Below are 26,910 nucleotides of genomic sequence, written 5' to 3' on the forward strand. Positions count from 1 at the left end.
AGTCAAATGATGTCTGAAGACATAGTGTCAGACTATAATTTCTATTATCTTTGCAGCTTAATTAAGTGAAACCGTTTTTGAAAATCCATTAAAACCGAGTATTCAAAAATGATAAGTTAAACTTATCCCGCTGAATAGCGGGATCTTATTTTAATGACCTTTTATTTATAAAGATGAGTTTACAACGAACCATTTCAGAAAATGTGAAAATAGCCATACACGCCTTGTATGATGCTACTCTGGAATCTGTTGAATTGCAGGCAACCCGTAAAGAATTTGAAGGAGATATAACCGTAGTGGTATTTCCAATGCTTCGAGTAGTTAAAGGAAATCCAGTACAAATAGGTGAAGCTGTAGGTAAATATCTGTCAGAAAATATCACAGAAGTTGAAGATTATAATGTGGTAAAAGGGTTCTTGAACCTCGTGATTTCTGATACCTATTATCTCGATTTTTTTACAAGTATAAAAGATAATGAACGGTTTGGTTTTGCAGACTCTTTAAAGGATAATAAGGCTGTAATGGTCGAATACTCTTCTCCTAATACTAACAAACCTTTACATCTGGGGCACATCAGAAATATTCTTTTAGGGTATTCTGTCGCCGAAATTATTAAAGCCAGCGGTAAAAAGGTGTATAAGACTCAAATTATAAACGATCGAGGAATCCATATCTGTAAATCAATGGTTGCCTGGAATAAATTTGGTGAAGGAGAAACACCAGAATCAACTGGTCTCAAGGGCGATAAATTAGTGGGAAATTATTATGTAAAGTTTGATCAGGTTTATAAGGAGCAAATCGCAGGATTGATAGAAGATGGTTTGTCTGAAGAAGATGCTAAAAAAGAAGCGCCAATTCTAATCGAAGCACAGGAAATGCTGCGTAAATGGGAGTCAGGAGATACTGAAGTTGTCAAACTCTGGAAAATGATGAATGGTTGGGTATATGATGGTTTTGATAAAACCTATAACGCACTTGGTGTAGATTTTGATAGTTATTATTATGAAAGTAATACGTACCTTCTTGGGAAAGATAATATCGAAGAAGGGTTGTCTAGAGGTGTCTTTTTTAAGAAGGAAGATGGATCAATTTGGTGCGACTTAACCGAGGATGGCCTTGATGAAAAATTAGTGTTACGTAGTGATGGTACCGCGGTGTACATGACACAGGATATAGGGACTGCTATACAACGAGTTAAAGATAATCCTGATATCGGCGGAATGATATACACTGTTGGTAATGAGCAGGATTATCATTTTAAAGTTTTATTTTTGATTCTTAAGAAATTAGGATATGAATGGGCGAAGAACCTACATCACCTCAGTTATGGGATGGTCGATCTGCCAAGCGGTAAAATGAAAAGTAGAGAAGGTACAGTAGTTGATGCTGATGATTTAATTGATGAAATGACCAGGACTGCCGAAGAAATATCCCAAGACTTAGGCAAATTAGAAGGATATACCAAAGAAGAAAAAGCAGGAGTATATAATAAAATAGGTCTTGGAGCCTTAAAATATTATATTCTAAAAGTAGATCCCAAAAAGAGAATATTATTTAACCCTGAAGAATCTGTAGATTTTCAAGGAAATACAGGGCCGTTTATTCAGTATACTTATGCAAGAATTCAAGCTATTTTACGTAAAGCAGATTTCAGTAAAAGCGAACCAATCAGTAGCGTTAAGTTACATCAAAAAGAAAAAGAGTTAATCAAACACTTAGAACTTTATCCCGAAATTATTCAAAATGCGGCAAGTGAGCTAAGCCCTGCTCTTATAGCAAATTATACGTATGATCTGGTGAAAAACTATAATTCATTTTTTCAGAATGTCTCTATATTCGGAGCCGATTCTGAAGAAGAAAAACAATTTAGAGTACAACTCTCTGGTTCGGTAGGAAATACTATTAAATCAGCCTTTAGTCTATTGGGAATTAATGTTCCTGAACGTATGTAGTTCAATCCTTTATTCACTTTTGTGTAACAAATTCTTTCAATACAATGACTAAACGTGTTGGATATCGATTTTTCCTTCATTTTATCTAAAAAAATCAATGAAAAATTAAGGTTAATTTGTGATATACGTAATAGTTTTTTTATTTTAAGGCATGGATTATAAAATTACAAGAGCCACAGATAATGATTTACCCTTAATGCAGCGTTTATTTTATCAAACAGTAACTACGTATGGCTCCTTGTTATTTACCAAAGCCGAGATAAAAATTTATTCACGATTGGCTACAAATAAAATATATTGGCAAAAGAAGTTTAAAAAGGACTATGTTTATAATGCTAAAATGAATGGGGAAATCGTAGGTTCTTTTTCTATGGATACCAATGGTACAATAGAATACTTTTTTGTGCATATGCATTATCAAGGTAGAGGTATCGCCAAAGGGCTCTACCAAGTACTGGAAGAAGTAGCTATAGAATCACAAATCAGCACGCTTACCACTCAAATACATCTGGCAACGAGAGCTTTTTTTGAAAAAAATGGTTTTAAAATTGTGAAAAATGCTGTAAAAGTAGTCGGTGGTGACGAGGTTACTAGTTATAGTGGTGTTAAGAAACTCTAGAAGCTAATCCTAAAAACTACATTAGGAGTAAATCCAAGACCAAATTCTTGAACTTCTTCAACAGCGCTATTAGGTGCTATTCTATAGTAATTATTTACTGTATTTTCCTGACCTAGGATATTCCAAATAGATGCTCCTGCCATACCGGTAATTTTATCAGATAACTTAAAGTTGTAGGTGGCAGAGGCATCCCATCTCAAGTAATCCTCCAAAGTATCGCTATTAGGATGCAAATAATTGATATTTCCGTTTGTGTCTATCTCGTTACCTGAAATAGGACGAGTTGTAGGTTTACCGCTATGCCAGTTTATTCCACTAGAAAATTTTAAGTTTCCTAAGGAATAGGTAAGTGCAAAATTAATATTGTGTCGAATGTCTATATTGTTAGGAAAATCCGTTTCGCTTAGATTGTTAAAAGTGTACTCATTAATTGCATACGAGTAGCTCAGCCATGTACCAAAGTTTTTGAATCTTTTATTTATTAAAAAGTCAATACCTCTCACGGTATAACTCCCATGATCTTGCTCAAACTCAAGTTGATTTTGGAATCCCTGGCTTTGTGTGTTAATACCATCTACATTTTTGTAATAAAAATCAGTGCTAATTAGCCAATTATTATGATTATAGTTAAGTCCTAATGATACCTGTTGACTTTTTAGTATAGGAATGCTGTCATTATTAGAAAGGACCCATTTTCTATTTTCTACTCCTAAAAAGTCATTTTGTGATTCTATGATCTGAGAGGTAACTTGACTTTTCAATTCGCCTAATGCTTCTATGGTAAAGCGATTGTCGAATCTATGATTTATGCTTACGCGAGGTTCAAAAAGAAAGGTTTCAAACTTATCGAAATGATTGAGTCGCAATCCAAGATTGAGATGTGTATTATTATTTTTTGACTTGAATTCAACCTCAGAAAAAATACTATTTGTTCGAATGACTTCTTTGGTAAAATCTCTAAAAGTAGGATTATTAACATCTCGAAGGTTGGATATTCCGGTCTCATTAAATTGATAGCCGCTTTTAAGATTAAAATTTGAGTTTAGTTTTAGCAGCGTATTGAGTTTAATTCCGCTTTCAAGTACCTCGTTCTCTTGTAATAAACGTTGATCATTCAGAATGTCAGAATTTATAGTTTCCAGATTATAGTTGGTACCATAAATAAGTACTTCGCTCCTAAAAATGGTATTCCAGCTCCTTTGGTATGAAATACTTCCTGCACTATTTTTTTGTTTTGCACTACTCTCCCTTGAAACGTTAATTTGATTGATCAGAGCGTTTTCTTCGAAAACAAGATCATTTCGCATTAAAATTGCGTTTACTTTAAGCAAATCTTTAGGGCTTAATCGATAAAGCCAACGAAGACTCGTATCATAAAAAGAAAATTGTTGGTCTGTATTCGAGGCGTTTTCTGCAATATTTGTGACCTCAGAATCTTGAAACGCTTTATCAAAAAATTGATTGTAGGTAGGTGTTTCCACTAGATCGCTAATAGACCTCCTAATAGATACTTGAAGTGAAGATTTTCTCCCAAGCGGTGTGTCAATATAACCATCAGCACTAATCATATTTACGCCAAGACTTGCATCTAGTTTTTTATTTACTTGGTTTGAGGTGTTCATGGCAATAACACTAGAGACCCCATCTCCATAGCTAGCACTAGATCCATTTCTAATGAGCTGAACGTTTTTTGTGAGATAAGGGTTAAAAGCAGAAATAAGACCAAAAAAGTGACCGGATTGATACATTTTTATACCATCCCATAAAATTAGATTTTGATCGTTAGTTCCCCCTCTTACGTTAATATCTGAAACAGTTTCCTCTACACTTAAAACACCAGGTAAAGCCTGAATTGTTTGAAGTAAATCCGGTTCAATTAGACCAGGGAGTATTCCAAAATCTGTATAGTCAATAATGATTGATCCATCAGATCTTTTGTTGATACCCTTGACCAAATAATCGTTTAGGATTACTTCGCTTAAATATTGAACTTCTGGAGTTAAAAAAATGGTTTTGCAAGGCTTCCCTAGAAAGTCTTTGGCAGGCAGTTTTAATGTCCTGTATCCTATAAAATTAATATTTACCCATTCATCAATATCTTCTACAACTATTGAAAACTCACCTTTTGCATCACTTATGGTATCCTCGTTTTTTGCTCGAATTGTGGCGTTCGATAATACCGCACCATCGATTATAGACTGTAAGACTCCACATATTCTCTTTTCTTCAGTCTTAAGACTCAGTACAATACTATTTTCGCTTAAAAAAGTATAATCAAGGGGAGTGTTGAGTTTTAAGTATTCTATAGTTTCTTTCAGATCAAGGGACTCTAGTGGCTTTTGGAGTTTAATTTTGATGATATCTTCATCTGCATAGGTAAAGCTACAATCAAATTTTTCTTGAAGCTGATTTAATATTGTGATAAGCGGTAAAGATTCCTGTTCAGGCTGAGATTGTGTCTGTTTGGGAATAAAAAAAAGAATAGTAAATAAAACTGTGATAATGGTTTTGATCACTGTTTGTTTAGGGTTACGTTGTTGCCATTCATTTCGTATTTCAAACGCATGGGTATCGTAATAGATTGTAATGCTGTTTGAATATCTGAATGTACAAAATTACCCGTAAAAAGTTTATCCTGATCTATATTTTTTGCAATAATTGTTACATTATATTGCCTTTCGAACTCTCTAAGAATATATTTATAAGGTGTGCTGGAAAAAGCGCTTCTATTTTCGATCCAAAGAGGTTTTATTAATGAAGTGTTACTATTCAACACTTCATCATCGATCACTCTAAAAAACTTACCAGCCGGCAGTTTAATTGTTTTATTATTATGGGTTACACTTACAAGCCCTTCATAACAAACTACCTCAAAATAATCCCCTCGTTGTTTTACATTAAACTGAGTACCTAAAACACTAACTACTCCCGATGAAGTAAAAACATCAAATTTTTTTCCTTTTGCTACTTTGAAGTACGCTTCACCATCAAGCTCAAGCTTACGATTGTTATCCCAATCTTTATTCTTGTAATTGATTGATGAAAGGGAATTTAGGGTAACGATAGTTTGATCTGGTAATTCAATAGAAATTTTCTCACTAACTAAGGTGTTTTCAGTGATCGTATTCTCATTGAAAAATGTAAAATAAGTACCTATTCCAAGTACGAACACTGCAGCAATTCTAATAAAAATATTGATTTGAGAGCTTAAAAAAGATCTCTTTTTATGTTTTGATAATAACCTCTGTATATCTTCTAATTCTTCTTGAATGTTATATTCTGGGGATTCGAATTTTCGAGCAGCTTCAGATATTTTAATATACGAATTATAGGCGTCTAAATTCTTAAACGCCTCTAATTCATCTGTGGTGAGTTGCTTATGGTCCAACCACTTTTTTATGATATCTTTCTCTTTCATAGCAAGATTTCTGCTTATATAACAACTTTGATTTAAAAACTCCTACCCTTCACGCTTTAAATTCCATCAATTTCTTTACGTAATTTTTCCAAAGCACCATAAATTCTTTTTTCAACCGCTTTTCTAGAGATATTTAGCAAATCGGCAATTTCCTGATGCTTTTTGCCTTCGATACGATTAAGCAGGAAAGCAACACGTTGGGGCTCTGTAAGTTTTGAAAGAGCATTTTGATATTTCTGCAAATACTCTTTTTCCTCTAAAACGAATTCGGGATTTTCATTCGTTTTATGTCGATGTTCGGTTTGTTGAAATTTTAATTTTACTTTATTATGTTTTAACTGATTTAAAGTTAGGTTATTGGCTACTGTAAAAAGAAAGCTGCGAGCTTTCTGTAAAGGAACTTTTTTACAATTGTCCCAAAGTTTAATAAAGGCTTCCTGGACTCTGTCTTTAGGGTCTATATGTTCTCCATATTTATAATATATGAAATCGTGTAGCTCTTTGGAATGTTTCATGAAAAGCTCTGAGAACAATTTTTCCTCACAAACATTCTCAAATAAATCTTTGGGCATCCTTGGGATTTTTGTTAAAATTAAAAAAAAATGAAATGATAAGTAGGAATTTTGTTTCGTATATTGTTTTAATTACAAAAGTGAAGGAAAAATTGCTAAAAATGAAGAAGATTTTATATATACTCATAGTCGGAATAATTTTTTTCAGTTCTTGTCAGGAAGAAGAGAGAGAGATTATCGATCCTAATATTGATAATACTATCCCTAAGGATTCGCAACTGGCAAAGCTCATGAGAAATGTAGTTATTCACGACGGATCTTTTGATGATATTGTTGATAGTGGTAATTGTTATAGTATTAATTTGCCATATAGTTTATTGGTTAATGGAGAAGAATTTATAGTAAATGAAATTAATGATTATCAAAAGCTTTCCAATACCGATATTATTGAAATTCAATATCCGATAGTGATAACCATGTTTGATTACAGTGAGGAAATCATTAGTAATGATACCGAATTAAAGATATATATTGAACAATGTCAAATTGATGATGAGGATATTGAGTGTATTGATTTCTTATATCCTATACAAGCATCGACATTCAATAATAGATCAAATGAATTAAATTCAATAGTTCTCAATCATGATTCTGAAATGTATTTATTCATATCCAAAATGGATAACAATATCTCTGTTAGTATGAACTATCCTATAAGTTTACTTTTGCATAATGGTCAACGTGTAGATATTCAGCATAATAGCGGTTTGTTAGAAGCTATTTCAAGCGTTGCTTCTGCTTGTGATGAAAATGATAAATAAAAAGTATTAAGGACTTTTCTTTATTCAGATCCATCTTAAACGAGATGGATTTTTTGTTTAACATATTTTTAAAAACAGTAGACAAAAAGTTAAAATAGTGCTAAAACGCATAGGGAGGGTTAGAGTTTTAAAGAATGAGTTGTTTAATCATCAAACAATAAATTTAAACACCATGAAATTTCAACACATTTTTAAAACACTTTTAGTAGGGTTATTCGTTATAAGTTTTACTTCTTGTAGCGATGACGATGACACGACTTTTCCACCAGCGACTTCAACCATCGCAGAATTTGTTGCTAGTAACCCTGATTACAGTTCTCTTCTTGCTGCGTTGCAGAAAGCAGAATTAGTAACTACCTTATCAGGTACAGGTAATTTTACAGTTTTTGCTCCTAACAATGCAGCTTTTGATGCATTTTTAACTGCAAATGGCTTAACGTTAGAATCTGCAACCAAAGAACAGTTAGAGGCGATACTTTTAAATCATGTATTAGGAGAAGAGTTTAGTTCTACTCAACTACAAACAGGTTATGAAGACAATCTTGCTGGTTTCAGTACATACATTAACAAGGAAGACGGAGTAGTAATTAACGGTAATGTAACTGTTACTACCGCTGATCTTGACCAATCTAACGGAGTGATTCATGCAGTAAATGCAGTTATTGCACTACCAACAGTAACTACTTTCGCAGTAGCCGACCCCAACTTTGATACTTTACAAGCCGCTTTAACAGATTTAACACCAGATACAGATTATGCAGCAACACTTAGCGGTGAGACTTCTGCTCCTTTCACGGTTTTCGCACCAACAAATGACGCTTTTGCAGATCTTTTAGCCAGATTTGATATAGAAATCGGAGACTTGACTGCAGCGCAATTAGAAATTGTACTTAATTACCATGTTTTGGCCGGAGCTAGTGTACTTGCAGAAGATCTTCCTGGAATTACTGATGGAGAGATTATTAACACTTTATTACAAAATGAGATTATAAAGCTAAATTTAGAAGGAGGTGCATTTCTACGAGATCGTTCTGGCGTAGATTCTGAAATTATTGTCACCGATGTAAAAGCCACTAACGGAGTTATTCATGCCATCGACAAAGTGTTATTACCCACTGCAGCTTTAGATGCTTTAGGAAGAAGTATTACAGCAGCAGCCTACAATAATGGGGAAGATAGTAATTTTTCTTCACTATATGCTGCACTTAGATATACTGGTCTTAATGACGCTCTAGACAACGCTATGATGCGTACAGTATTTGCACCCACAAACGATGCCTTTGCTACATTGTTGGATGGAGCTGCTCTTACAGATCTTCCTGTAGAAACAGTAACACAAATATTATTGAATCATGTTGTTTCTGGTAAATTACTATCTACAGATTTAACCACTTCTTATGCTAATACTTTAGCAACTTATGGAGACACAGACAATAACTTAAGTATATATATTAATATTAATAGTGGGGTAGTATTAAATGGGGGTTCGGCCAATACTGGTGCTACAGTATCTGCTGCAAACATCGAGACCAGAAATGGAGTGATTCATGAAGTTGATGCTGTAATCGGGTTACCAGATGTTACTACTTTTGTAGTTGCTGATCCTAATTTTTCTTCACTAGCTGGAGCACTTACTGATGCGAATCTGGTTACAGTATTGCAAGCTGCTAATGGATCTGGAACTCCTGAAGCTCCTTTTACAATTTTTGCTCCTACAAATGATGCATTTGGTGCGATTACAGTTCCAACAGACCCTAACGAATTGGCAGCTGTATTAACATACCATGTAATTTCTGAAGCCAATGTACAATCTTCTGGATTAGTAGATGTCGAAGGTGAAGTTGCAACAGTTAACGGACAGAATGTAACAATTTCTGCCTCTCCTGCAACTGTGTTAGGTGCTGGTAATGGTGGAACTGCAAGTAACATTACCGCTGATTTAGATATTCAAGCCTCTAACGGAGTTATTCATACCATTGATAGAGTATTATTACCTATGACAACGATGTAATATATAGTCTTCACAGACTCAACAATCCGGGCTGTTTATTCTCCCATGTATTAGTAAACAGCTCGGTTTTTTATACAATATTTTAGTTTTAATCCACTCAACTATATTTCTAAGTTCTGAGTTCAAAAAAAATTACTTCTCTTCACTATTTTCTTTTCTTGTTCTTCTGGCAGCAATTTGCCTCATTACCTTATCGGTTTGTTCGTCGATCAAAGCAACTCAGCCCATGTCACCGCTTTGATCAGCAGTGCGAACAATACCCGTAAAGTGGGTAAAAGGTCCTTGATCAGTGGGGAGAGTCCTGCACGGGTTTCTTTAATTGTGGAATAGTTCTTTTGAGTATCATTGTCTAGTTTTTGGTTATATACTGAAATAAAATTTGCTTCGGCAGTTTTCAAATCCTCATAAAAAGGGTATATGTTTAATTCATTCATGGCAGCAATACTCTCTTTTTTATCAAATTCCAGAAACAAGGCAGCCAGTTTTCCCAATTGCTCTGTGTATCCGTCACCATAGAGGGTAGTCCCCAGTTTTTCAATCACATTCCACAATAACAGGAAGGCTTCTTGTTTGCTCTCGTTTTTTGATTTTCTATAAACATAGATCAAATCCCGTAGCATCATAAAAGCATCATCCCGTACTGTATCCAATTTAAAAGCTTCTTCTACCAGCCTGTTGATATGTATTGCAGTCAAAGTTTCTTTTAGTTTGGCAAGCTCAGCCAATATCAAAGTGATCAACTTAGGAGATCATCACATTGTCGCTCAAATTAGACACCAATAATTTTTTTCTTTCACGGCGTGTTTTTTTGGCCGTGCCAATGGTTTTTAAGCTTCTAGGAAGCTTCCTAAATACGTAAATACCATTATTCTTTACGTATTTTTAAATTTTCTTTCTTTTGAAGAACACAAGAACGTAAACTTTTTACGCTATATCTACATTTTGTGAGGTAGTAATACTGTTATTTAAAGAATTCATTCTTGTAAGCCCCTGTAAATATAGCCTCTCTTATTTTAGTTACATTTTTGTTTCAATATAAAACATTGATTTTTAAACGGTTGTTAATTAACGAGGATTCTTATGAATAAGCGATGATTTACCTTAGCTTTAAGAGTATATTGTATTTAATCACTCTTAAAATTTATGTATTATGAAAAAATTAGTTTTAACGTTTTTGTTTTTAAATCTTACATTCGGTTTGTATTCACAAAAGGTTTTTGTACCTAATGGTTTGATTGGAAATTCATTGAGAAGTAATAGAGTGGGTATCGGTACAGAGGAGCCTAATGCCATGTTAGAAGTTAATAAAATTCCATTCTCTTACACAGAATGGCTTCTTAGGTTAAGCGAAGATACTCACGATTTAACTTTTAAAAAACGAGGGGAATCATTTGAAATTAGATCTTCAAAAGATGGTACAATTGGTATTGTAAATTCTAATTTATTTATTACATCTAATCAATTACAGATTGGCAAAGGTCTTTATTATTCTTTGGATGAAAGTTTTGTGCTAGGAGTGAATGGTAAAACTATAACAGAAGAGGTTCATGTACAGCCTGTTGCTGCCTGGCCAGATTATGTTTTTGAAAATGATTATGATTTGATCTCTCTACCAGAACTAGAAGAGTATGTAAAGGAAAATAAACATTTACCTGAAATCCCAACGGCAGAAGAAGTAAGTGGTGAAACAGGTTTTGCCCTGGGCGAGATGAATACCAAACTTCTTAAAAAAGTAGAAGAACTTACGTTATATGTAATACAATTGCATAAACGTATAGAAGAATTAGAAAACAAAAACAAGTAATGTATGTATAAACATATAAGGTTAGTAGTTTTTATAGGTTGTTTATGGCTTCTTACTTCGTTTCAAACTATTCCTGATAGTGATTTAGTAGGTGAATGGTGTTTGTACCATCGTACTAAGGGAACCAAAGCAAGAGCTAGCGCATATAAGCCAGCAAAAATTCTTAATCCTAATTATTGCCTAACCTCTTTAATGCTAAAGGGTAATGGCGACTTTAAGGATGCTTTTATTAGAAAAGCTTCAGGTACCTGGAGAATTGGAAAATATGACGGTATATTGCTTTTAGATTATGGGCGTTCATCATTTAAATTCACACCTGACATTCAAAATGACACCTTAATTTTAAGACGGTCTATGGGAGCTAGCTTGGGGCAAGATTACTACTACTTTGTAAAAAAGAAATGATGATGAAAAAATATATACAATGGATGATATTATTTATTGCAGTATGTTTTTCTGGTGATGTTTTGTATTCACAAACACCCACGAAGAAATGTGCTACCGATGAATTTTATGAATCTTTACTAGAAAATAATGCTTTACGTAATCGTGTAGAAGCAAAAATCCAACAGTTTAATATTGCAAAGAATACCGTAAATACAAATAATAATCAGATAGTAACTATCCCGGTAGTGTTTAATATAGTTCATAACGGAGAAGCAATTGGTGTGGGTAGAAACCTTTCTGATGCTAGAATTTTAGAACAACTAAATATTCTGAATCAGGTGTATTCTAATTATAATGGTCAAGGAGTAGACATTAAAATAAGATTCTGCTTGGCAAAGCAGGATATTAATGGAAATAATAAGTCAGGAATTCTTAGATATAGAGGAACGCGATCTGAGTTTTATATTGGCCGTGATTATGGGGGAGATTCTCAATTAAAACAGAATAGAGATCTAAATTTTCCACCCACACATTATCTTAATGTATGGACAGCAGATTTATATGAGCAAGTATTTGATGATTATGGTAATTCCACATTAGAAGATACTATGTTGGGGTATGCTACATTTCCATTTTTAAACCAGGAGAACAACTTTACTGTAGATGGTATAGGTTTGGATTATCAGTATGTTGGGATTACATCAGATAATGCATACGGTGGGGGAATGACTTTACCTCATGAAGTTGGGCATTGGTTGGGGCTATGGCATACGTTTCAGGTACAACGAGGGGATTCTTTTCAATGTTCAGAAAGTAGCTGTGCTACACAAGGAGACGAAGTTTGTGATACAGAACCAAGAGCAGAACCTGCCATAGCTTTAAGGAACAATCAGGATCAACCCTTATTAACTCCGAATTCTTGTAGTGAAGCTCCCAAGTGCAGTAACCCCAATCAAAATACCAATGCAGTGCAAAACTATATGGATTATAATTATGATGATTGCTTGAAGTTTTTTACACAAGGGCAAAAAGACAGAATGCGCCAAATGCTGGTTTTATACCGGCCTAATATGCTTAATTACAGCACAGAAATTGTAGAGTGTAGCCAGGGAACAATTCCGAACCCTCCTAATAACAGTTGTACACCAGATAGTGGTCTCGGTTTTAAAATCAACTATCCCGGGGGTAATTTTGGTCAAAACGTTGCTATTCATAATAATCTAATTGCAGCAGTTGATCCTGGTAGAGGTCTGGTTAGGATGTATAGAATCAATTCAGATTGTGGGGTTGTTGATTCTGGTATTCTAGGAAAATACAGTTTGGCAGAGTATATTAGCTATCAAGGTGATGAACCTTTACAGTTTGGAGAAGGTGTTAAAGTGGTAAATGACAAAGTTTTTGTGGTTGGATCTATATATAACAGAAGATTTATTGCAGTACTCAAAGAAAATGATTCTGGTTGGTATTTTGATCAGATTATAGAGGATACAGATCACAACTTTGCCAAATCAATTATTGTACGAGGAAACGAGCTATTAGCAATTGGTGGAAAAAGAATTATGGTTTATAAGGTGTCATCTGGTGGATCGTATAATCTTTTTCAAGACATTATTGCTGGTTTGCCAGATAGTTTTCCCGGCCCGTCTTTTGTTTCTGACAATCTATATCAGGGAAGCATTTCATATAATGGAAAGTATTTGATTTCAAGGTTTACGAGAAGTGTGACTTCTGAAATTGCAATATTTAAAAAGAATAGTGCAGGTAGATTTGATAGCGATATGAAATCGTCAATAGATATACGATATACGAGTGTTTTTATAGATAATAATGATAATATTTATGCAAGTATCAACCGAAGCAATACAGGCTACTCAGAAATTCGTAAATACCGTTTTTCAGGATCTTCCCTAAACTTAGTTACTGCAAGGACTTTGACTACTACCTCAAGCTTTAGTCTTCATCATGATCAGGTAATGGATATTGACATAAAAGATAATATTTTAATTTTAGCTCGTAAAAAAGCAGGAATTAGTTTTCATGATACAAATAATGGTTTGGTAGAAATTCATTCTCCTCAATTAGCAAATAATTATCCTAAGTATTGGTTAAACCCATATCAGGCAACAAGCAGTTTTGAACTAGAAAACAGTTTATTAGACTATGGACAAAGTATAGCTATAGATGGGAATTATCTAGTAGCACCTAATACAAGCTGTGGAGAAGTATTCATATATGAATTTGATGATATTATGAATGGTGCAATATCTGATATACCACCGACTCCTGGAATTCCAGAAAATATCAATGTATGTAGTATTCCATCATCTAATATAACTAAAGCAAATAATATAACAATAGGAGATGGCTGTGACGTTACTTTTGGCAGTGGTGTCGAGAAAGAGTTTAAAGCCGGGACTAAAATCGTAATAAAACCAGGTACCGAATTTTTAAGTGGTAGCAAAATAAGATTGACAACGGATACGGTTTCTACAGTTCCCACTGATCCAGGTAATAATTGCGATTTATATGATGTAGGGGCTGTCAATAGAACGGCAACTGTGTCTAGAAGTGTTTCTTCCCGCCAAGCCGATTCGTCGGATGATGCAAAAATATTTGAAGATAATAGATTAGAAAATGCCCTTAAATATAGCATTGTACCTGTTCCCGTTACAAATATGTTATCGGTTAACTCATCTTTAGATAGTAAGTTTTCTATAGAAATATTCGATTTCTATGGTAATTTAATACTCAAAACTACAGATATAGTTAGCGGAACTAAAATAGAGTTCTCAAATCAGAAAGGTGGAATTTATCTAGTAAGAATCGTTGATAACAATGGAAAAATAGAATTCCTTAAGTTTGTTAAAAATTAGACATTTAATTTAGATTTAGAAAAACGATCTAAGAATAGCTTCTTAGATCGTTTTTTATTGCGTAAATTATTTAGATCTCTTTCAAATCCTTAAATTTGCATTTTGCTACATTTTGCGTAGCTATTTTCAAAACAGAATATACATATGTTTGATAATTTAAGTGATAAGTTAGATAAGGCCTTACATATTCTCAAAGGTCATGGTCAGATAACAGAAATAAACGTAGCAGAGACATTAAAAGAGGTGCGTAGAGCTTTGGTTGATGCCGATGTTAATTATAAAATTGCCAAAGAGTTTACCGCTACCGTAAAAGAAAAAGCACTTGGTCAAGATGTATTAAAAAGTCTTAAACCGGGCCAGCTTATGGTAAAGTTGGTGAAAGATGAACTTACCGAGTTGATGGGAGGAGATGCTGCAGGAATTAATTTGTCAGGAAATCCTTCGGTAATTTTAATGTCAGGACTTCAGGGTTCTGGTAAAACTACTTTTTCTGGAAAGCTTGCTAATTTCCTTAAAAATAAAAAAACTAAAAAACCTTTATTAGTTGCTTGTGATGTTTATAGACCTGCTGCGATTGATCAGTTACACATAGTAGGAGAGCAGATTAATATAGAGGTTTTTAGTGATCGAGGCAATAATGATCCTGTAGCAATTGCTAAGGCCGGGGTTGATTATGCCAAGGCTAATGGATTTAATGTGGTGATTATCGATACTGCTGGTCGTTTGGCAGTTGATGAGGTGATGATGACTGAAATTGCAAATATTCATAAAGCAGTTACGCCTGACGAAACTTTATTTGTGGTTGATTCTATGACGGGTCAGGATGCTGTAAATACCGCCAAAGCATTTAACGATGTGTTAAATTTTGATGGTGTTATCCTTACCAAATTAGATGGTGATACCAGAGGTGGTGCGGCGATATCAATAAAATCTGTTGTTCATAAGCCTATCAAGTTTATTGGTACTGGAGAGAAGATGGAAGCGATTGACGTGTTCTATCCTTCTCGTATGGCAGATCGTATCTTGGGTATGGGGGATGTCGTATCTCTTGTAGAGAGAGCTCAAGAGCAATTCGATGAAGAAGAAGCCAGAAAACTTCAGAAGAAAATTGCGAAAAATCAATTTGGATTTGATGATTTCCTGAAGCAAATTCAGCAGATTAAGAAGATGGGTAATATGAAAGATCTTGTCGGAATGATTCCTGGAACAGGAAAAATGATGAAAAATATGGATATCGATGATGATGCTTTTAAACATATCGAAGCTATTATACATTCTATGACCCCGGCAGAGCGATCAAAACCACAAATTATTAATGCAAGCAGAAAAAAACGAATTGGTAAAGGGTCTGGTACCTCTATTCAACAAGTAAATCAATTGCTTAAGCAATTTGACCAAATGAGTAAGATGATGAAAATGATGCAAGGTGGTGGTGGTAAAAGAATGATGCAGATGATGGGAAAAATGCGATAATAAATAAAAAATAAACTTTTACAAGATAATTTGGGGGAATGGAAATATTAGACGGAAAAAAAGTAAGTAATGACATCAAAGATGAAATTGCTGCTGAAGTTCAAAAAATGAAAGAGCGGGGTGAGAAGGTACCACATTTGGCTGCCGTATTGGTAGGGAACGATGGTGCCAGCTTAACATATGTTGGTAGTAAAGTAAAAGCGTGTGAGCGTGTTGGTTTCGAATCGACTTTGGTTAAAATGCCTAGCACTACGAGTGAAATAGAGCTTTTAGCTAAAATCAAAGAGCTCAATGAAAATGATGATATCGATGGGTTTATTGTTCAATTACCATTACCGCCACAGATTGATACCCAAAAAGTTTTATTAGCAGTAGATCCGGATAAAGACGTTGATGGTTTTCACCCTATGAATTTTGGAAAGATGGCGCTGGACATGTCTACTTTTATTCCGGCGACACCGTTCGGGATACTAGAATTATTAGAGCGGTATGATGTTGATACCAAAGGAAAACATACTGTAGTTATTGGGAGAAGTCATATTGTAGGACGTCCTATGAGTATTTTGATGGGAAGAAAAGGCTGGCCTGGTAACTCTACAGTAACGTTAACTCATAGTCATACAAAAAACATCACACAGATAATTTCTCAGGCAGATATTGTGATTTCTGCACTAGGTGTACCCAATTTTCTGAAAGCGGAGATGGTAAAAGATGATGCTGTAATTATAGACGTCGGTATCACGAGGGTTGCAGATGATTCCAGACCAAAGGGATATAAAATTGTAGGTGATGTTGATTTTGAAAATGTAAGTAAAAAAGCATCTTACATTACTCCAGTTCCTGGTGGTGTAGGACCTATGACCATTGCAATGTTACTTAAAAACACATTATTGGCAAGAGAAAGACATAGGGCAGGGTAACAAAATAGTAGTATTATATTGATAGCGTAAAAACCAAAAAGCCTGAGTACTTACTAAGTACTCAGGCTTTTTGGTTTACTTACTATTTCATCTCTGCTGATTACCCTTCGCAATTATTAACACACAACATAAAAAATTCAAAATTATATCATGATTAGAAGAAAAAAAAACGTTAGGACAGAGTCCTAACGTTTTTCTACATTTATATTTTGGTGACTTCGAATACTATATTTTTATTTAGTTAACATCGTTAAAAGCTTTTGCAGAAATGTTATCATCATTACCTGTTGTATATCCACCACTAGATGGAAGAAGGTCTAAAGCTAGATTATAAGAAGGAACATTGATTCCCTTAGATGTTTTTACAGTATTAAAGTCTAAGATTGACTTACTTTTTTCATACAGTGCATTTTTAGTAAATGTACCAAATTTCTTACCATTTTCAACAGTTTCTCTCCAGTCTTTACCATAAGCGATTTTTAAGTAGTACTCACCTTCAGGAATATTTCTGATGAATTGGGTAGTATTAGAATTAATGTAGGTAACACGTACTAGCTCATCATCTTTTTCAGTTTTACCCATTTTGTACATTTTAACAACTACCTCAGTATTTTTACCTACTTTAATTTTTAGGTAATTGTCTAACTTATAGTCAAACTTCCCTTTAAAGTTGAATGATTTTGGCGTTGCACCAGACTTATATGTCTTTTTCTCCCAGCTAGAATACTTATCTTCTCTACTTACCGTCATAGTTGCGGCAGTAGGTCTATTAGTATTCGAACTAGAACCATAAGAAGGAGTAGTAGATTCTATTGGAGTAGAAGCTACATCACCACCTTTGGCTGCTCTACGTCGCGCTTCTTCTAACGCTTTTTGTGTTTCTTTTGTATCAGCAAGTGCTTTTCTGGCCGCTGCATCTTGTGATCTTTTTGCTGCTTCTGCATCTGCAATAGCCTTTGCTGCATTAGCTTCGGCTTCTCTTTTTAAACGCTCTGCATTAGCAATTGCTTGTCTGGCTGCTTCTTCTGCAGCTCTCTTTGCTGCTTCTGCCTGCGCAATTGCGGCTGCGGCTGCGGCCTTTGCAGCTTCCCTTTTTGCTGCAGCTTCTTTTGCCGCTCTTTCAGCGTCTGCAATTCGACTATCTTCTGTTAGGAGTCTAGTAAGCACAAAACCGTTCATACTCTTATACTGTATTGCACTCCAGTCTCCATAATTAGAACTCATTACATATACTTGGGTTCCTTGAGGAACTTCGGCAATAGTATTAAAAGTTAAATCTGGACCACTACGTACTTCTAGTTTCTGAGAAGACATTAAATATTGCCCATCTTGTGCATGAGCTGTCGAGAAAGTAATCACCAAAAGTAGAATAAATGTAAAAATAGATTTCATATCTCTTGTTTTTAAGTAGATTGGGTTATAATTTTTATTCAATATTATTTTTCTAATAATTTAAATTTTAAGCATTAAATACTCAAATTTACCGTCAAAAATTGCTTTTCAAAAAGGATGCCAAAGTAAATTCGACACTAATTTCTTCTTACAAACTCTGTTTTCAAGAGCGTAAAAAAACTTCACTTTTTAAAGAGCATTCTGTTTTCTAATGATTTGTTTTTCAATAATTTAACAAAACTTTCTTATACTAAAACTTCAATATTTTGTGTTAAAATATTGGTAAGAAAACCATTAAAACAGACTCAAAAGTAATGTTTTAATATTAAAAACACAACATCTTTTAGTTTTATTTGCACAAAAATATAATTTTTTTTCTTCGTTTTGTGTTTTTTAGCGATTTTTTTAAGCATTACAACGGATTTTAACTTCTTTTTTTAGATACACTGTCGGTTTCCATATTTTGGCAGTATAAGCGGTTAAAAATGTTGAATTATAATCTTAAAGAGGATCAGAGTGTATATCTTATTATATTTGGTGCTTACTACTATTTAACGAAACTTATCTTTTAAACTTACGGATCAGTGATTTTCTTTAATAAGTTCTGGGAATTTAGCTTGAAATTTTTTTAATCTTGGAATAGAAACATTTCTTATATAAGGGTTATTAGGATTTCTTTTTTCGTAATCTTGATGATAGGCTTCGCCTTTCCAGAACTTTTGAAAGGGAAGTATCTCTGCAGCTATTCTTTTATTTAACTTTTTGCTTAATGCTTCTTTCTTTTCTTCGATGATTTCTTTCTGTTCTTTATTTTGATAAAAAATAATAGATCGATATTGTGATCCGTGGTCAGGTCCTTGACCATTTATTTGAGTTACATTTTGCGAACCAAAGTATACATCAACTAATGTTTCAAAAGATACTATAGAAGGGTCGTAATATATTTCTACGGCTTCTGCATGGCCAGTACGTCCTGTATTGCTTGCTTCATATGTTGGATTTTCTGTATGTCCGCCAGAATATCCAGAGATTGATTCTTTTACACCTTTTACGCTTTCATAAATTGCTTCTACACACCAAAAACATCCACTGGCAAAGTAAGCTCGTTCTAATCCATCTACCGATGGTACTTGAACAGGAATAAGATTTTCGGTTGTTTCTTTTTTATTTTTTGCAGATTGCCCATTGCTTTGACAACTCACTAAAACGAATGAAATTGTTATTACTATTATATATGGTATTCTTTTCATGGCTTGTAATTTTTTTATTTAGTCAATATTTTTTAAAAAAACTTTCAAGAAATTATAAAAAAGTAAAATTAGAAAGATATGGGATAGATATTTCTTAAAACAAAGATAAAATACAACGGCTATCAATTTTGATAGCCGTTGTATAGATATTTTATATTATTATATTTCGTTTAGATTATGCGTTCATTGAGATTAAGAATTCATCATTATTGCGAGTTTGTTTAAAACGCTCGTTAATAAATTCCATTGCTTCAACAGGGTTCATATCGGCGAGGTATTTACGCATCACCCACATTCTTTGAATTGTATTGTCATCAAGTAAGAGGTCATCACGACGCGTGCTTGACGAAGTAAGATCGATGGCTGGGAAGATACGACGGTTAGAGATTTTACGATCTAATTGCAGTTCCATATTACCAGTTCCTTTAAATTCTTCAAAGATAACTTCGTCCATCTTTGATCCTGTCTCTGTTAATGCTGTGGCAATTATAGTAAGAGAACCTCCATTTTCTATATTACGGGCAGCCCCAAAGAAACGCTTTGGTTTATGTAGTGCATTTGCATCCACACCTCCACTTAAAATCTTACCAGAGGCAGGTTGTACTGTATTGTATGCTCTTGCCAATCGAGTAATAGAATCTAATAATATTACAACATCATGACCACATTCTACCAATCTTTTTGCCTTTTCCAAAACAATATTAGCAACCTTTACATGCTCGTTTGCTTCTTTATCAAAGGTAGAAGCGACAACTTCTCCCTTAACATTACGTTGCATATCGGTAACCTCTTCTGGTCTTTCATCGATAAGAAGGATCATCTGATATACTTCTGGATGGTTAGCTGCTATAGCATTAGCTACGTCCTTAAGCAACATGGTCTTACCAGTTTTAGGTTGTGACACTATCATACCACGTTGTCCTTTACCAATTGGAGCAAACAAATCCATTATCCTTGTCGATATAGTGCTTTGTCTTTCTGCTATATTAAATTTTTCTTGCGGAAACAATGGTGTTAAGTGCTCGAAAGAAACTCTATCTCGAACTACTTGTGGATCGAGACCATTAATTTTATTTACTTTTATTAATGGAAAATATTTTTCTCCTTCTTTAGGTGGTCTAACTTGTCCTAATACAGTATCTCCGGTTTTTAGTCCAAAGAGTCTGATTTGCGATTGAGATACGTAAATATCATCAGGAGAAGAAAGGTAATTGTAATCACTAGAGCGTAAGAAACCATAACCGTCTTGCATAATGTCTAATACCCCTTCGCTTTCTATAATCGCGTCGAACTCGAAATCAGGTTCTTTGTAACGGTTTCTATTGTCTCTATTTCCGTTTTCCTTTTTGTTGCTTCTGTTTTTATTCTGCTGCGACTTGTCGTTCCCTCTAGTTCTATGATCTTTCTTATCATCTTTATTTTGCTGAGGTCTACTACTATCTTTACTCTCATCGTTCTTCGAAGCGTTTTCCGAATTAACGTTAGGAGTAGTATCTGTCTTAGTGAATAAAGTTTCTTCTTTATTGCTCTCAGTGGATGCTTTAACGTCCTTGCCAGCTTGATTGCTCGAGCTTTCATTTTTTCTGGTGCGTGGTCTTCTTTGACGAGGATTCGCATTTTTAGTTTCAGGATTCGATTTTGTCGAAGAATCCTCTTTTGTAACTTCTTTTAGCTTATTGGGGTTTGCGGCTTGGTGATCTAAAATTTGGTATACTAAGTCCAATTTTTTAAGTGTACGATACTTTGGTACATTTAGGTTTTTTGCAATCTCCTGCAATTCAGGAAGCTTTTTCGCTTTTAATTCAGAAATCTCTAACATTTAAATGTGTTATATAATTTACGTTTTGGTATAAATTTTCTAAAGAAAAGAAATCTAGGAAAATTTTATTTTGAAGGTAAATAACCCCTATTGAATGGGTTACATATTTTGTGATGCAAGTATACAACTTTATTTTTAATCTTTTACATATATTTATAAAAAGAAACTCTTATTTTTGCTTTCCTTAAGAAAAACCTGTAATGTTACAAAGAATACAAACTATTTATCTTTTATTGGCTGCTGCTGTTTCAGCAGGGCTATGCTTGTTTTTGCCTTATGGTATAGATAAGAATGATTTAGAGTTATTCGCAAAAGAAGATTTTTTTCTCTTAGGAATGTTTATGGGCTCAGCTATATTATCGCTTATTGCAATTTTTTTATTTAAAAACAGACAGCTTCAATTTGTGTTGGGGCGTATCAATATCTTATTAAACTTTATTTTACTAGGAGTATTTGTTTATTGGTCACTAACGGTATCTGGAGAAACTAAGGTTTCAGAGAAAGGTATTGGGATGATCATACCTATTATTTCTATCGTTTTATTAGTTCTGGCCAACAAGGCCATAAGAAAGGATGAGAATCTCGTAAAATCTGTAGATCGATTACGATAAACCTAACATCTTAGTAGTATTAGTGCGTTAAAACCCGGAGTGTGCCAACTTCGGGTTTTATTTTGACGCAACCTATGTTTCAAAAAGCAATACTTTATTGAAATTTACTGGTTGAATTAATCCTGTTGTAAAGCGGAGTTTTTTTTCTCAATTAGATCAAAAGACAATCTTTAAAATTATTTCTGACCCAGCTCAATCACTTCCAGATTTTCTATTTTTCCAGTATCCAAGGTAAATCTAAGCATTGTTCTTACCTTGTGAAAACCGTGCTTTCCTGCGGCACCTGGATTCATGTGCAGTACTTTGTTTTTGTTATCAGGGATAACCTTTAAAATATGTGAGTGTCCACAAATAAATAAGTCAGGTGGGTTAGTCTTAATTTCCTCCCTGGTATTACTATTGTATTTTGGCGGGTAGCCTCCGATATGAGTAATCCAAACTGAAACATCTTCACAAATAAACCTTTGATGTAAAGGAAATGTTGCTCGTGCTTTATCATTATCTATGTTTCCATACACCGCCCTAAGTGGCTTTAAGGCTTCAATAGCATCGGTTACTTTTAGATCTCCAATGTCTCCTGCATGCCAAACTTCATCGGCTTCATTAACATAATATAAAATACGATCGTCAATATGACTGTGGGTATCGCTAAGTAGAAGAATTTTTTTCACAATAAGATTATAAATATCATTTATAGAATAATAAGAAAACAGAAATAGTGGCGTTACATGTATCTGTATTATAAAAGGTATATTTGCTTTCGATTTTTTACAAAAATAGAATACTTTGAGATACTTTTTAGAACTTTCTTATGATGGAACTCCATATCACGGATGGCAGCGGCAACCTAATGCAGTTTCAATTCAGGAAGTTTTAGAAAATGCTCTATCTATCATTTTAAGGGTCAAGACAGAAATTGTAGGAGCAGGGCGCACAGATACTGGTGTGCATGCGAAACAGATTATGGCGCATTTTGATTACCATGATTCTTTGGATTATGATGATTTTAGATATAAGCTCAACTCTATTTTACCGACACAAATCGCCGTACAATGTCTGTATAAGGTGCGAGATGATGCGCATGCCCGTTTTGATGCTGTTAGTAGATCATATGAGTACTATGTGCATACACAAAAAGATCCTTTTGTTAGTAATAGATCTTATTATTTTAAGAAACCTTTGGATGTAGATCTTATGAATGAAGCTGCTAAATTACTGTTAAACTATACCAATTTTAAATGTTTTAGTAAGTCTAAAACCGATGTAAAAACGTATAATTGTACAATTACAGAAGCGATTTGGGAAAGAAATGAAGATCAATTAATTTTTAAAATCACGGCAAATCGTTTTTTGCGAAATATGGTGAGAGCTATCGTAGGAACTCTTGTCGAAATTGGTTTACAAAAGCTAGATGTAAAGGATTTGATAGAGATTATTAAAAGTGAAGATCGCAGTCGTGCAGGCTACTCAGTTCCTGCTCATGGTTTGTATCTGACAAAAGTAGAGTATCCAAAAAAATTTATTAGATAAATGGCTGAAAAGAGTGGTAGTGCTTTTGATTTTAAGCTTTTTAAGAGATTGATAACGTATACCAATCCTTATAGGCTTACATTTTATTTCGTGGCATTTTCGGCTATTCTATTATCTGTATTCGCTGTTCTAAGACCTTATCTTTTACAGCAAATAATTGATGAAAGTTTAATTCCTAAAAATAATGAGCTTTTATTGAATTTTATTCTTTTGATGCTAACCGTGTTATTTCTTGAGGTTATTTCACAATTTTTATTTATTTATTTTGCCAATTGGTTAGGTCAAGAGGTAATTCGGGATATTAGAGTAAAGCTATTTGAGCATATGCTAGGCTTTAAGAAGCAATATTATGATCAATCAGCAGTTGGGCGTTTGGTAACCAGGGCAGTAAGCGATATTGAGACTATTGCAAGTATTTTTAGCCAAGGTCTTTTTATGATCATTAGTGATCTTTTAAAAATGTTGGTCATTTTAGGATATATGATTTACCAAAGCTGGCAGCTAACCCTTTTGGTTCTTGTAGTCCTACCTTTTATTTTATATGCAACACGAGTTTTTCAAAAAAAGATGAAAGCTGCTTTTGAAGAAGTTAGAACTCAGGTTTCCAATCTAAATTCCTTCGTTCAGGAGCGTATAACCGGAATGAAAATAGTTCAGTTATTTACAAGAGAAGAAACTGAATATGCCAATTTCAAGGAGATTAACGAGAAGCATAAAAAAGGATGGATCAAAACTGTTTGGTATAACTCCATATTTTTTCCGATTGCAGAAATGTCAAGTTCAATTACGATTGGGTTAATCGTTTGGTTTGGAGGATTGAAAGCAGCTCAGGGAGACGTTCTTACACTTGGAGTTGTGATCGCTTTTATTGAATTGTCACAAATGTTGTTTAGACCTTTGCGACAAATCGCAGATAAGTTTAATACGCTTCAGATGGGGATGGTAGCTGCTCAACGTGTATTTAGAGTTTTGGATACAAATTCTAAAATCGAAGATAAAGGAAAGATGAGTTTAGAAAGTGTTCGAGGTAGAATTTCGTTTGATAACGTTAGATTTAGTTATGTGCAAGACGAAGAAGTATTAAAAGGAATTACTCTAGATGTAAATGAAGGCGAAACAGTTGCCATTGTTGGTGCTACCGGTGCAGGAAAATCAACCATCATTAATTTGTTAAGTAGATTTTATGAGATTGATAGTGGTTCGATCTCTATTGATGACAAAAATATAGAGGAAATACAACTAGCATCATTACGCGAGCATATTGCTGTAGTATTGCAAGATGTATTCTTGTTTGCTGATACCATTTTTAATAATATTACTTTAAATAATCCTGATGTTTCAGAAGAACAAGTATACAAGGCAGCGAAAGAAATAGGAATACATGATTTTATAATGAGTCTTCCTAACGGGTACCAATATAATGTTAAAGAAAGAGGAGTCATGTTATCTTCTGGTCAGCGTCAACTAATCTCTTTTTTGAGGGCATTTGTAACGAATCCTGAAATCTTGGTGCTTGATGAAGCGACCTCTTCTATAGATTCACATAGTGAACAATTAATACAAGATGCTACGAATAAAATTACAGAAGGTAGAACATCAATAGTTATTGCGCATCGTTTGGCAACCATCAAAAATGCAGATAAAATCATAGTGATGGATGAAGGCAAAATCGTAGAAGAAGGAAATCATAATGAACTTCTTGAAATTGAAGATGGATACTATAGAAATTTATACGAGGTGCAGTTTGCTGCTGTAGTAGAGTAGATTAGTACTTTTCTACTTTACTGGAACGTTTGGAATTTCAAGAATCCCGAACAATAATGCAAGAATTACAGAAACAAAGATAATTGTTATGTAAAAGATGCCACCAATGACACAAAACAACAATGTCTTAATTAGAATCTTCTTTAAGGTGATTCCGTAGAGCCTCTTCAACACATAAGCTATATAAGATACATATATCGGAAATGGAGCAAATGAAACAATGAAGTAATTGTCAATTAAAAATACGGAGGGTATTGAAATTAAGGAAACAATTCCTACAATATGAGAATAGGCATAAAGATAAATAACAAAATGTTCGGTAAGATTAAATTTCTTATAATTTAAAAACACTAATCTTGATATAATTGCTAGTACTGGTATTAATAAGAAACTTAGTACGGATTGATGTTGATATGTCTTTTCTATGAGCATCAATTGAGTTTCAAGTTGTGCATCGGGAATGGTTTCCATTCCACTGGCGACAAGTTCTAACAAACGATCTTTTACTATAAAGGCGTATAATCCCGTAATGGTAATAGAAATAGCAAAATATCCAAAGGCATTAATGTAGCGTTTTCTTAGTCCATGAATATATCCATCTATTACCACTTCTGGTTGAGTGAATAAATGTAGAAAAGTTCGGATAAAAGAATTATCAAGGTTAAAGAAGCGATCAATAAAATCTGAAACCAAATTTTTAAAAGTGATTCTTTTGGTAATTTTTTTGGCTCCACAATCTGGACAAAAATTGTAAGTTTCTATTTGTTGTCCGCAATTTTTGCAATGGGTAGTAGTAATTAAACTATTCATTAAGCTAAATCCCTTTTTATTTTTTCCTCTAATTCTTCTTGTGTCTTAAAAATAACGAATTCACCATTCTTAATGTACGAAAGTTTGCCTGTTTCTTCACTAACCACTAGTGCCAGAGCATCAGTTTTCTCGGTAATTCCTACGGCAGCTCTATGTCGCAATCCAAAACGCAAGGGCATATCGTTATCATTGCTCACAGGTAAGATTACACGAGTAGCGACTATGTGATTATCTTCTATAATCATGGCACCATCATGAAGCGGACTATTTTTGTAAAAGATACTTTCAAGAATAGGAGTGTTTACGATGATATCCATAGAGTCACCCGAAGTTTTTACAAAATCCAGCGACGTGTTTCGTTTAATAACGATCAAAGCACCTGTATTTGTTTTTCCCATGTTCATACATGCATCTATGATTTCTTTTACATTGTTGACGCTATCTTCAGGCGTATCTCTTATAAACTTCAATTGTCTTAAGAATTTACGTCTTCTCCCAAAGTTGGTAGAGCCTATCATCAACAAGAATTTTCGAATTTCTTGCTGGAAAACTACAATAAGAGCAAACATTCCAACACCAATAAACTCGCCCAAAACACTACTTAGCATTTCCATAGCCAGAAACTGGGTAAGTTTCCAAACTAAATAAATCATTACAATACCAATAAAGATATTAATAGCGGCTGTACCTTTAACCAACTTGTAGATATAGTATAGTAAAAAGGCTACTAATACAATATCAAGTACATCAAGTATTCTTAGGTTGATTAAATCCAATGTCAGGAGTTTTTGTAAAAATAGAAAAATTAGTGAAACTTAGTTTCGAAAAGCTTAAAAAGCGTATTCGCAACTAATAGTTGAACTAATCCCGTTGTAGAACGGGATCCAAATCGTAAAAATGCTATTTCGAAAAGCTTAAAAAGCGCATTCGAAACTATTAGTTGA

22 protein-coding genes are annotated in these 26,910 nt (G+C 34.0%); 12 read left to right on the top strand and 10 right to left on the bottom strand.

Annotated elements, in window-relative coordinates; genetic code table 11:
• Positions 1 to 173: 173 nt before the first annotated feature.
• Both argS and ACFSJT_RS13515 read left to right on the top strand, forming a co-directional pair.
• Complete coding sequence (gene argS / locus ACFSJT_RS13510) at positions 174 to 1,952, top strand: arginine--tRNA ligase (protein WP_378320815.1); 1,779 nt, start codon at positions 174 to 176, stop codon at positions 1,950 to 1,952.
• 151 nt (positions 1,953 to 2,103) lie between these two features.
• Positions 2,104 to 2,571 (top strand): GNAT family N-acetyltransferase, encoded by a 468-nt coding sequence (locus ACFSJT_RS13515; RefSeq protein WP_378320816.1) that lies wholly within the window; start codon positions 2,104 to 2,106, stop codon positions 2,569 to 2,571.
• On the opposite strand, the gene ACFSJT_RS13520 is transcribed toward ACFSJT_RS13515, so the two are convergent.
• Genes ACFSJT_RS13520 through ACFSJT_RS13530 form a run of 3 tightly spaced genes read right to left on the bottom strand, consistent with a single transcriptional unit; the run spans position 2,568 to position 6,561 of the window.
• A complete protein-coding gene (locus tag ACFSJT_RS13520; protein WP_378320818.1) occupies positions 2,568 to 5,087 on the bottom strand; it encodes a TonB-dependent receptor plug domain-containing protein in 2,520 nt (839 codons plus the stop codon). The genes ACFSJT_RS13515 and ACFSJT_RS13520 overlap by 4 nt on opposite strands.
• Complete coding sequence (locus ACFSJT_RS13525; RefSeq protein WP_378320819.1) at positions 5,084 to 5,989, bottom strand: FecR family protein; 906 nt, start codon at positions 5,987 to 5,989, stop codon at positions 5,084 to 5,086. Before ACFSJT_RS13525 ends, ACFSJT_RS13520 begins: the two co-directional genes overlap by 4 nt.
• A 56-nt stretch (positions 5,990 to 6,045) precedes the next feature.
• Entirely contained in the window at positions 6,046 to 6,561 is a 516-nt protein-coding gene (locus ACFSJT_RS13530) for an RNA polymerase sigma factor (protein ID WP_378320820.1), read from the bottom strand.
• Positions 6,562 to 6,662: 101 nt separating this feature from the next.
• Between ACFSJT_RS13530 and ACFSJT_RS13535 the strand changes: the two genes are divergently transcribed.
• Both ACFSJT_RS13535 and ACFSJT_RS13540 read left to right on the top strand, forming a co-directional pair.
• On the top strand, positions 6,663 to 7,322 hold the full coding sequence (locus ACFSJT_RS13535; RefSeq protein ID WP_378320821.1) for a hypothetical protein: 660 nt from the start codon (positions 6,663 to 6,665) through the stop codon (positions 7,320 to 7,322).
• A 172-nt stretch (positions 7,323 to 7,494) separates the two neighbouring features.
• On the top strand, positions 7,495 to 9,333 hold the full coding sequence (locus tag ACFSJT_RS13540) for a fasciclin domain-containing protein (protein WP_378320822.1): 1,839 nt from the start codon (positions 7,495 to 7,497) through the stop codon (positions 9,331 to 9,333).
• Positions 9,334 to 9,542: 209 nt separating this feature from the next.
• Here the strand turns inward: ACFSJT_RS13540 and ACFSJT_RS13545 are convergent, their stop codons facing one another.
• Positions 9,543 to 10,073, bottom strand: a complete 531-nt coding sequence (locus ACFSJT_RS13545) for a DUF6261 family protein (protein ID WP_378320823.1) — start codon at positions 10,071 to 10,073, stop codon at positions 9,543 to 9,545.
• A 410-nt stretch (positions 10,074 to 10,483) separates the two neighbouring features.
• On the opposite strand from ACFSJT_RS13545, the gene ACFSJT_RS13550 reads away from it, so the two are divergent.
• The 5 genes from ACFSJT_RS13550 to ACFSJT_RS13570 all read left to right on the top strand — a co-directional run bounded on the left by ACFSJT_RS13550 (position 10,484) and on the right by ACFSJT_RS13570 (position 16,790).
• Entirely contained in the window at positions 10,484 to 11,137 is a 654-nt protein-coding gene (locus ACFSJT_RS13550) for a hypothetical protein (RefSeq protein ID WP_378320824.1), read from the top strand.
• Positions 11,138 to 11,140: 3 nt separating this feature from the next.
• Positions 11,141 to 11,542: a hypothetical protein gene (locus tag ACFSJT_RS13555; RefSeq protein WP_378320825.1), complete on the top strand. Its 402-nt coding sequence runs from the start codon at positions 11,141 to 11,143 to the stop codon at positions 11,540 to 11,542.
• 2 nt (positions 11,543 to 11,544) lie between these two features.
• Positions 11,545 to 14,397: a M43 family zinc metalloprotease gene (locus tag ACFSJT_RS13560; RefSeq protein ID WP_378320826.1), complete on the top strand. Its 2,853-nt coding sequence runs from the start codon at positions 11,545 to 11,547 to the stop codon at positions 14,395 to 14,397.
• 144 nt (positions 14,398 to 14,541) lie between these two features.
• Positions 14,542 to 15,870, top strand: a complete 1,329-nt coding sequence (ffh, locus tag ACFSJT_RS13565; RefSeq protein WP_378320827.1) for a signal recognition particle protein — start codon at positions 14,542 to 14,544, stop codon at positions 15,868 to 15,870.
• A 38-nt stretch (positions 15,871 to 15,908) separates the two neighbouring features.
• The gene (locus tag ACFSJT_RS13570) at positions 15,909 to 16,790 is read left to right on the top strand and encodes a bifunctional 5,10-methylenetetrahydrofolate dehydrogenase/5,10-methenyltetrahydrofolate cyclohydrolase (protein ID WP_378320828.1); all 882 of its coding nucleotides are present in this window, start codon (positions 15,909 to 15,911) and stop codon (positions 16,788 to 16,790) included.
• Positions 16,791 to 17,027: 237 nt separating this feature from the next.
• Here the strand turns inward: ACFSJT_RS13570 and ACFSJT_RS13575 are convergent, their stop codons facing one another.
• From ACFSJT_RS13575 to rho, 3 genes are all read right to left on the bottom strand, one after another.
• On the bottom strand, positions 17,028 to 18,182 hold the full coding sequence (locus ACFSJT_RS13575) for an SH3 domain-containing protein (RefSeq protein WP_378320830.1): 1,155 nt from the start codon (positions 18,180 to 18,182) through the stop codon (positions 17,028 to 17,030).
• Positions 18,183 to 18,763: 581 nt separating this feature from the next.
• Positions 18,764 to 19,432, bottom strand: a complete 669-nt coding sequence (gene msrA, locus ACFSJT_RS13580; RefSeq protein ID WP_378320831.1) for a peptide-methionine (S)-S-oxide reductase MsrA — start codon at positions 19,430 to 19,432, stop codon at positions 18,764 to 18,766.
• Between the two features lie 175 nt (positions 19,433 to 19,607).
• A complete protein-coding gene (gene rho, locus ACFSJT_RS13585; protein WP_378320833.1) occupies positions 19,608 to 21,251 on the bottom strand; it encodes a transcription termination factor Rho in 1,644 nt (547 codons plus the stop codon).
• Between the two features lie 200 nt (positions 21,252 to 21,451).
• Here rho and ACFSJT_RS13590 point away from each other — a divergent pair, with 200 nt between their 5' ends.
• Positions 21,452 to 21,862 carry a DUF4293 domain-containing protein gene (locus tag ACFSJT_RS13590; protein ID WP_378320834.1) on the top strand — a complete coding sequence of 137 codons (411 nt, stop codon included), beginning with the start codon at positions 21,452 to 21,454 and terminating at the stop codon, positions 21,860 to 21,862.
• A 176-nt stretch (positions 21,863 to 22,038) separates the two neighbouring features.
• Here ACFSJT_RS13590 and ACFSJT_RS13595 read toward each other — a convergent pair whose 3' ends face one another.
• Complete coding sequence (locus tag ACFSJT_RS13595) at positions 22,039 to 22,533, bottom strand: metallophosphoesterase family protein (RefSeq protein ID WP_378320835.1); 495 nt, start codon at positions 22,531 to 22,533, stop codon at positions 22,039 to 22,041.
• A 115-nt stretch (positions 22,534 to 22,648) separates the two neighbouring features.
• On the opposite strand from ACFSJT_RS13595, the gene truA reads away from it, so the two are divergent.
• Together truA and ACFSJT_RS13605 are read left to right on the top strand one after the other, a co-directional pair.
• Positions 22,649 to 23,392, top strand: a complete 744-nt coding sequence (gene truA, locus ACFSJT_RS13600; protein ID WP_378320836.1) for a tRNA pseudouridine(38-40) synthase TruA — start codon at positions 22,649 to 22,651, stop codon at positions 23,390 to 23,392.
• A complete protein-coding gene (locus ACFSJT_RS13605; RefSeq protein ID WP_378320837.1) occupies positions 23,393 to 25,156 on the top strand; it encodes an ABC transporter ATP-binding protein in 1,764 nt (587 codons plus the stop codon).
• Between the two features lie 12 nt (positions 25,157 to 25,168).
• On the opposite strand, the gene ACFSJT_RS13610 is transcribed toward ACFSJT_RS13605, so the two are convergent.
• Together ACFSJT_RS13610 and cdaA are read right to left on the bottom strand one after the other, a co-directional pair.
• The gene (locus tag ACFSJT_RS13610) at positions 25,169 to 25,966 is read right to left on the bottom strand and encodes a DUF3667 domain-containing protein (protein ID WP_378320838.1); all 798 of its coding nucleotides are present in this window, start codon (positions 25,964 to 25,966) and stop codon (positions 25,169 to 25,171) included.
• Positions 25,966 to 26,742, bottom strand: coding sequence for a diadenylate cyclase CdaA (gene cdaA / locus ACFSJT_RS13615; protein ID WP_378320839.1), 777 nt, complete (start codon positions 26,740 to 26,742; stop codon positions 25,966 to 25,968). The genes ACFSJT_RS13610 and cdaA overlap by 1 nt, the downstream gene beginning before the upstream one ends.
• Between the last annotated feature and the right edge of the window lie 168 nt (positions 26,743 to 26,910).

The organism is Aquimarina celericrescens (assembly GCF_042682765.1).
In the GTDB taxonomy this organism is placed as follows: Bacteria; Bacteroidota; Bacteroidia; order Flavobacteriales; family Flavobacteriaceae; genus Aquimarina; species Aquimarina celericrescens.

What these genes read in the sequence shown, in the direction of transcription:
- argS (WP_378320815.1), top strand. Translation starts at nt 174, where the DNA reads ATGAGTTTACAACGAACCATTTCAGAAAATGTGAAAATAGCCATACAC.
- ACFSJT_RS13560 (WP_378320826.1), top strand. Translation starts at nt 11,545, where the DNA reads ATGAAAAAATATATACAATGGATGATATTATTTATTGCAGTATGTTTT.
- ACFSJT_RS13535 (WP_378320821.1), top strand. Translation starts at nt 6,663, where the DNA reads ATGAAGAAGATTTTATATATACTCATAGTCGGAATAATTTTTTTCAGT.
- ffh (WP_378320827.1), top strand. Translation starts at nt 14,542, where the DNA reads ATGTTTGATAATTTAAGTGATAAGTTAGATAAGGCCTTACATATTCTC.
- msrA (WP_378320831.1), bottom strand. Translation starts at nt 19,432, where the DNA reads ATGAAAAGAATACCATATATAATAGTAATAACAATTTCATTCGTTTTA.
- ACFSJT_RS13610 (WP_378320838.1), bottom strand. Translation starts at nt 25,966, where the DNA reads ATGAATAGTTTAATTACTACTACCCATTGCAAAAATTGCGGACAACAA.
- ACFSJT_RS13540 (WP_378320822.1), top strand. Translation starts at nt 7,495, where the DNA reads ATGAAATTTCAACACATTTTTAAAACACTTTTAGTAGGGTTATTCGTT.
- ACFSJT_RS13550 (WP_378320824.1), top strand. Translation starts at nt 10,484, where the DNA reads ATGAAAAAATTAGTTTTAACGTTTTTGTTTTTAAATCTTACATTCGGT.
- ACFSJT_RS13515 (WP_378320816.1), top strand. Translation starts at nt 2,104, where the DNA reads ATGGATTATAAAATTACAAGAGCCACAGATAATGATTTACCCTTAATG.
- ACFSJT_RS13525 (WP_378320819.1), bottom strand. Translation starts at nt 5,989, where the DNA reads ATGAAAGAGAAAGATATCATAAAAAAGTGGTTGGACCATAAGCAACTC.
- ACFSJT_RS13575 (WP_378320830.1), bottom strand. Translation starts at nt 18,182, where the DNA reads ATGAAATCTATTTTTACATTTATTCTACTTTTGGTGATTACTTTCTCG.
- ACFSJT_RS13555 (WP_378320825.1), top strand. Translation starts at nt 11,141, where the DNA reads ATGTATAAACATATAAGGTTAGTAGTTTTTATAGGTTGTTTATGGCTT.
- rho (WP_378320833.1), bottom strand. Translation starts at nt 21,251, where the DNA reads ATGTTAGAGATTTCTGAATTAAAAGCGAAAAAGCTTCCTGAATTGCAG.
- ACFSJT_RS13605 (WP_378320837.1), top strand. Translation starts at nt 23,393, where the DNA reads ATGGCTGAAAAGAGTGGTAGTGCTTTTGATTTTAAGCTTTTTAAGAGA.
- ACFSJT_RS13530 (WP_378320820.1), bottom strand. Translation starts at nt 6,561, where the DNA reads ATGCCCAAAGATTTATTTGAGAATGTTTGTGAGGAAAAATTGTTCTCA.
- ACFSJT_RS13570 (WP_378320828.1), top strand. Translation starts at nt 15,909, where the DNA reads ATGGAAATATTAGACGGAAAAAAAGTAAGTAATGACATCAAAGATGAA.
- ACFSJT_RS13590 (WP_378320834.1), top strand. Translation starts at nt 21,452, where the DNA reads ATGTTACAAAGAATACAAACTATTTATCTTTTATTGGCTGCTGCTGTT.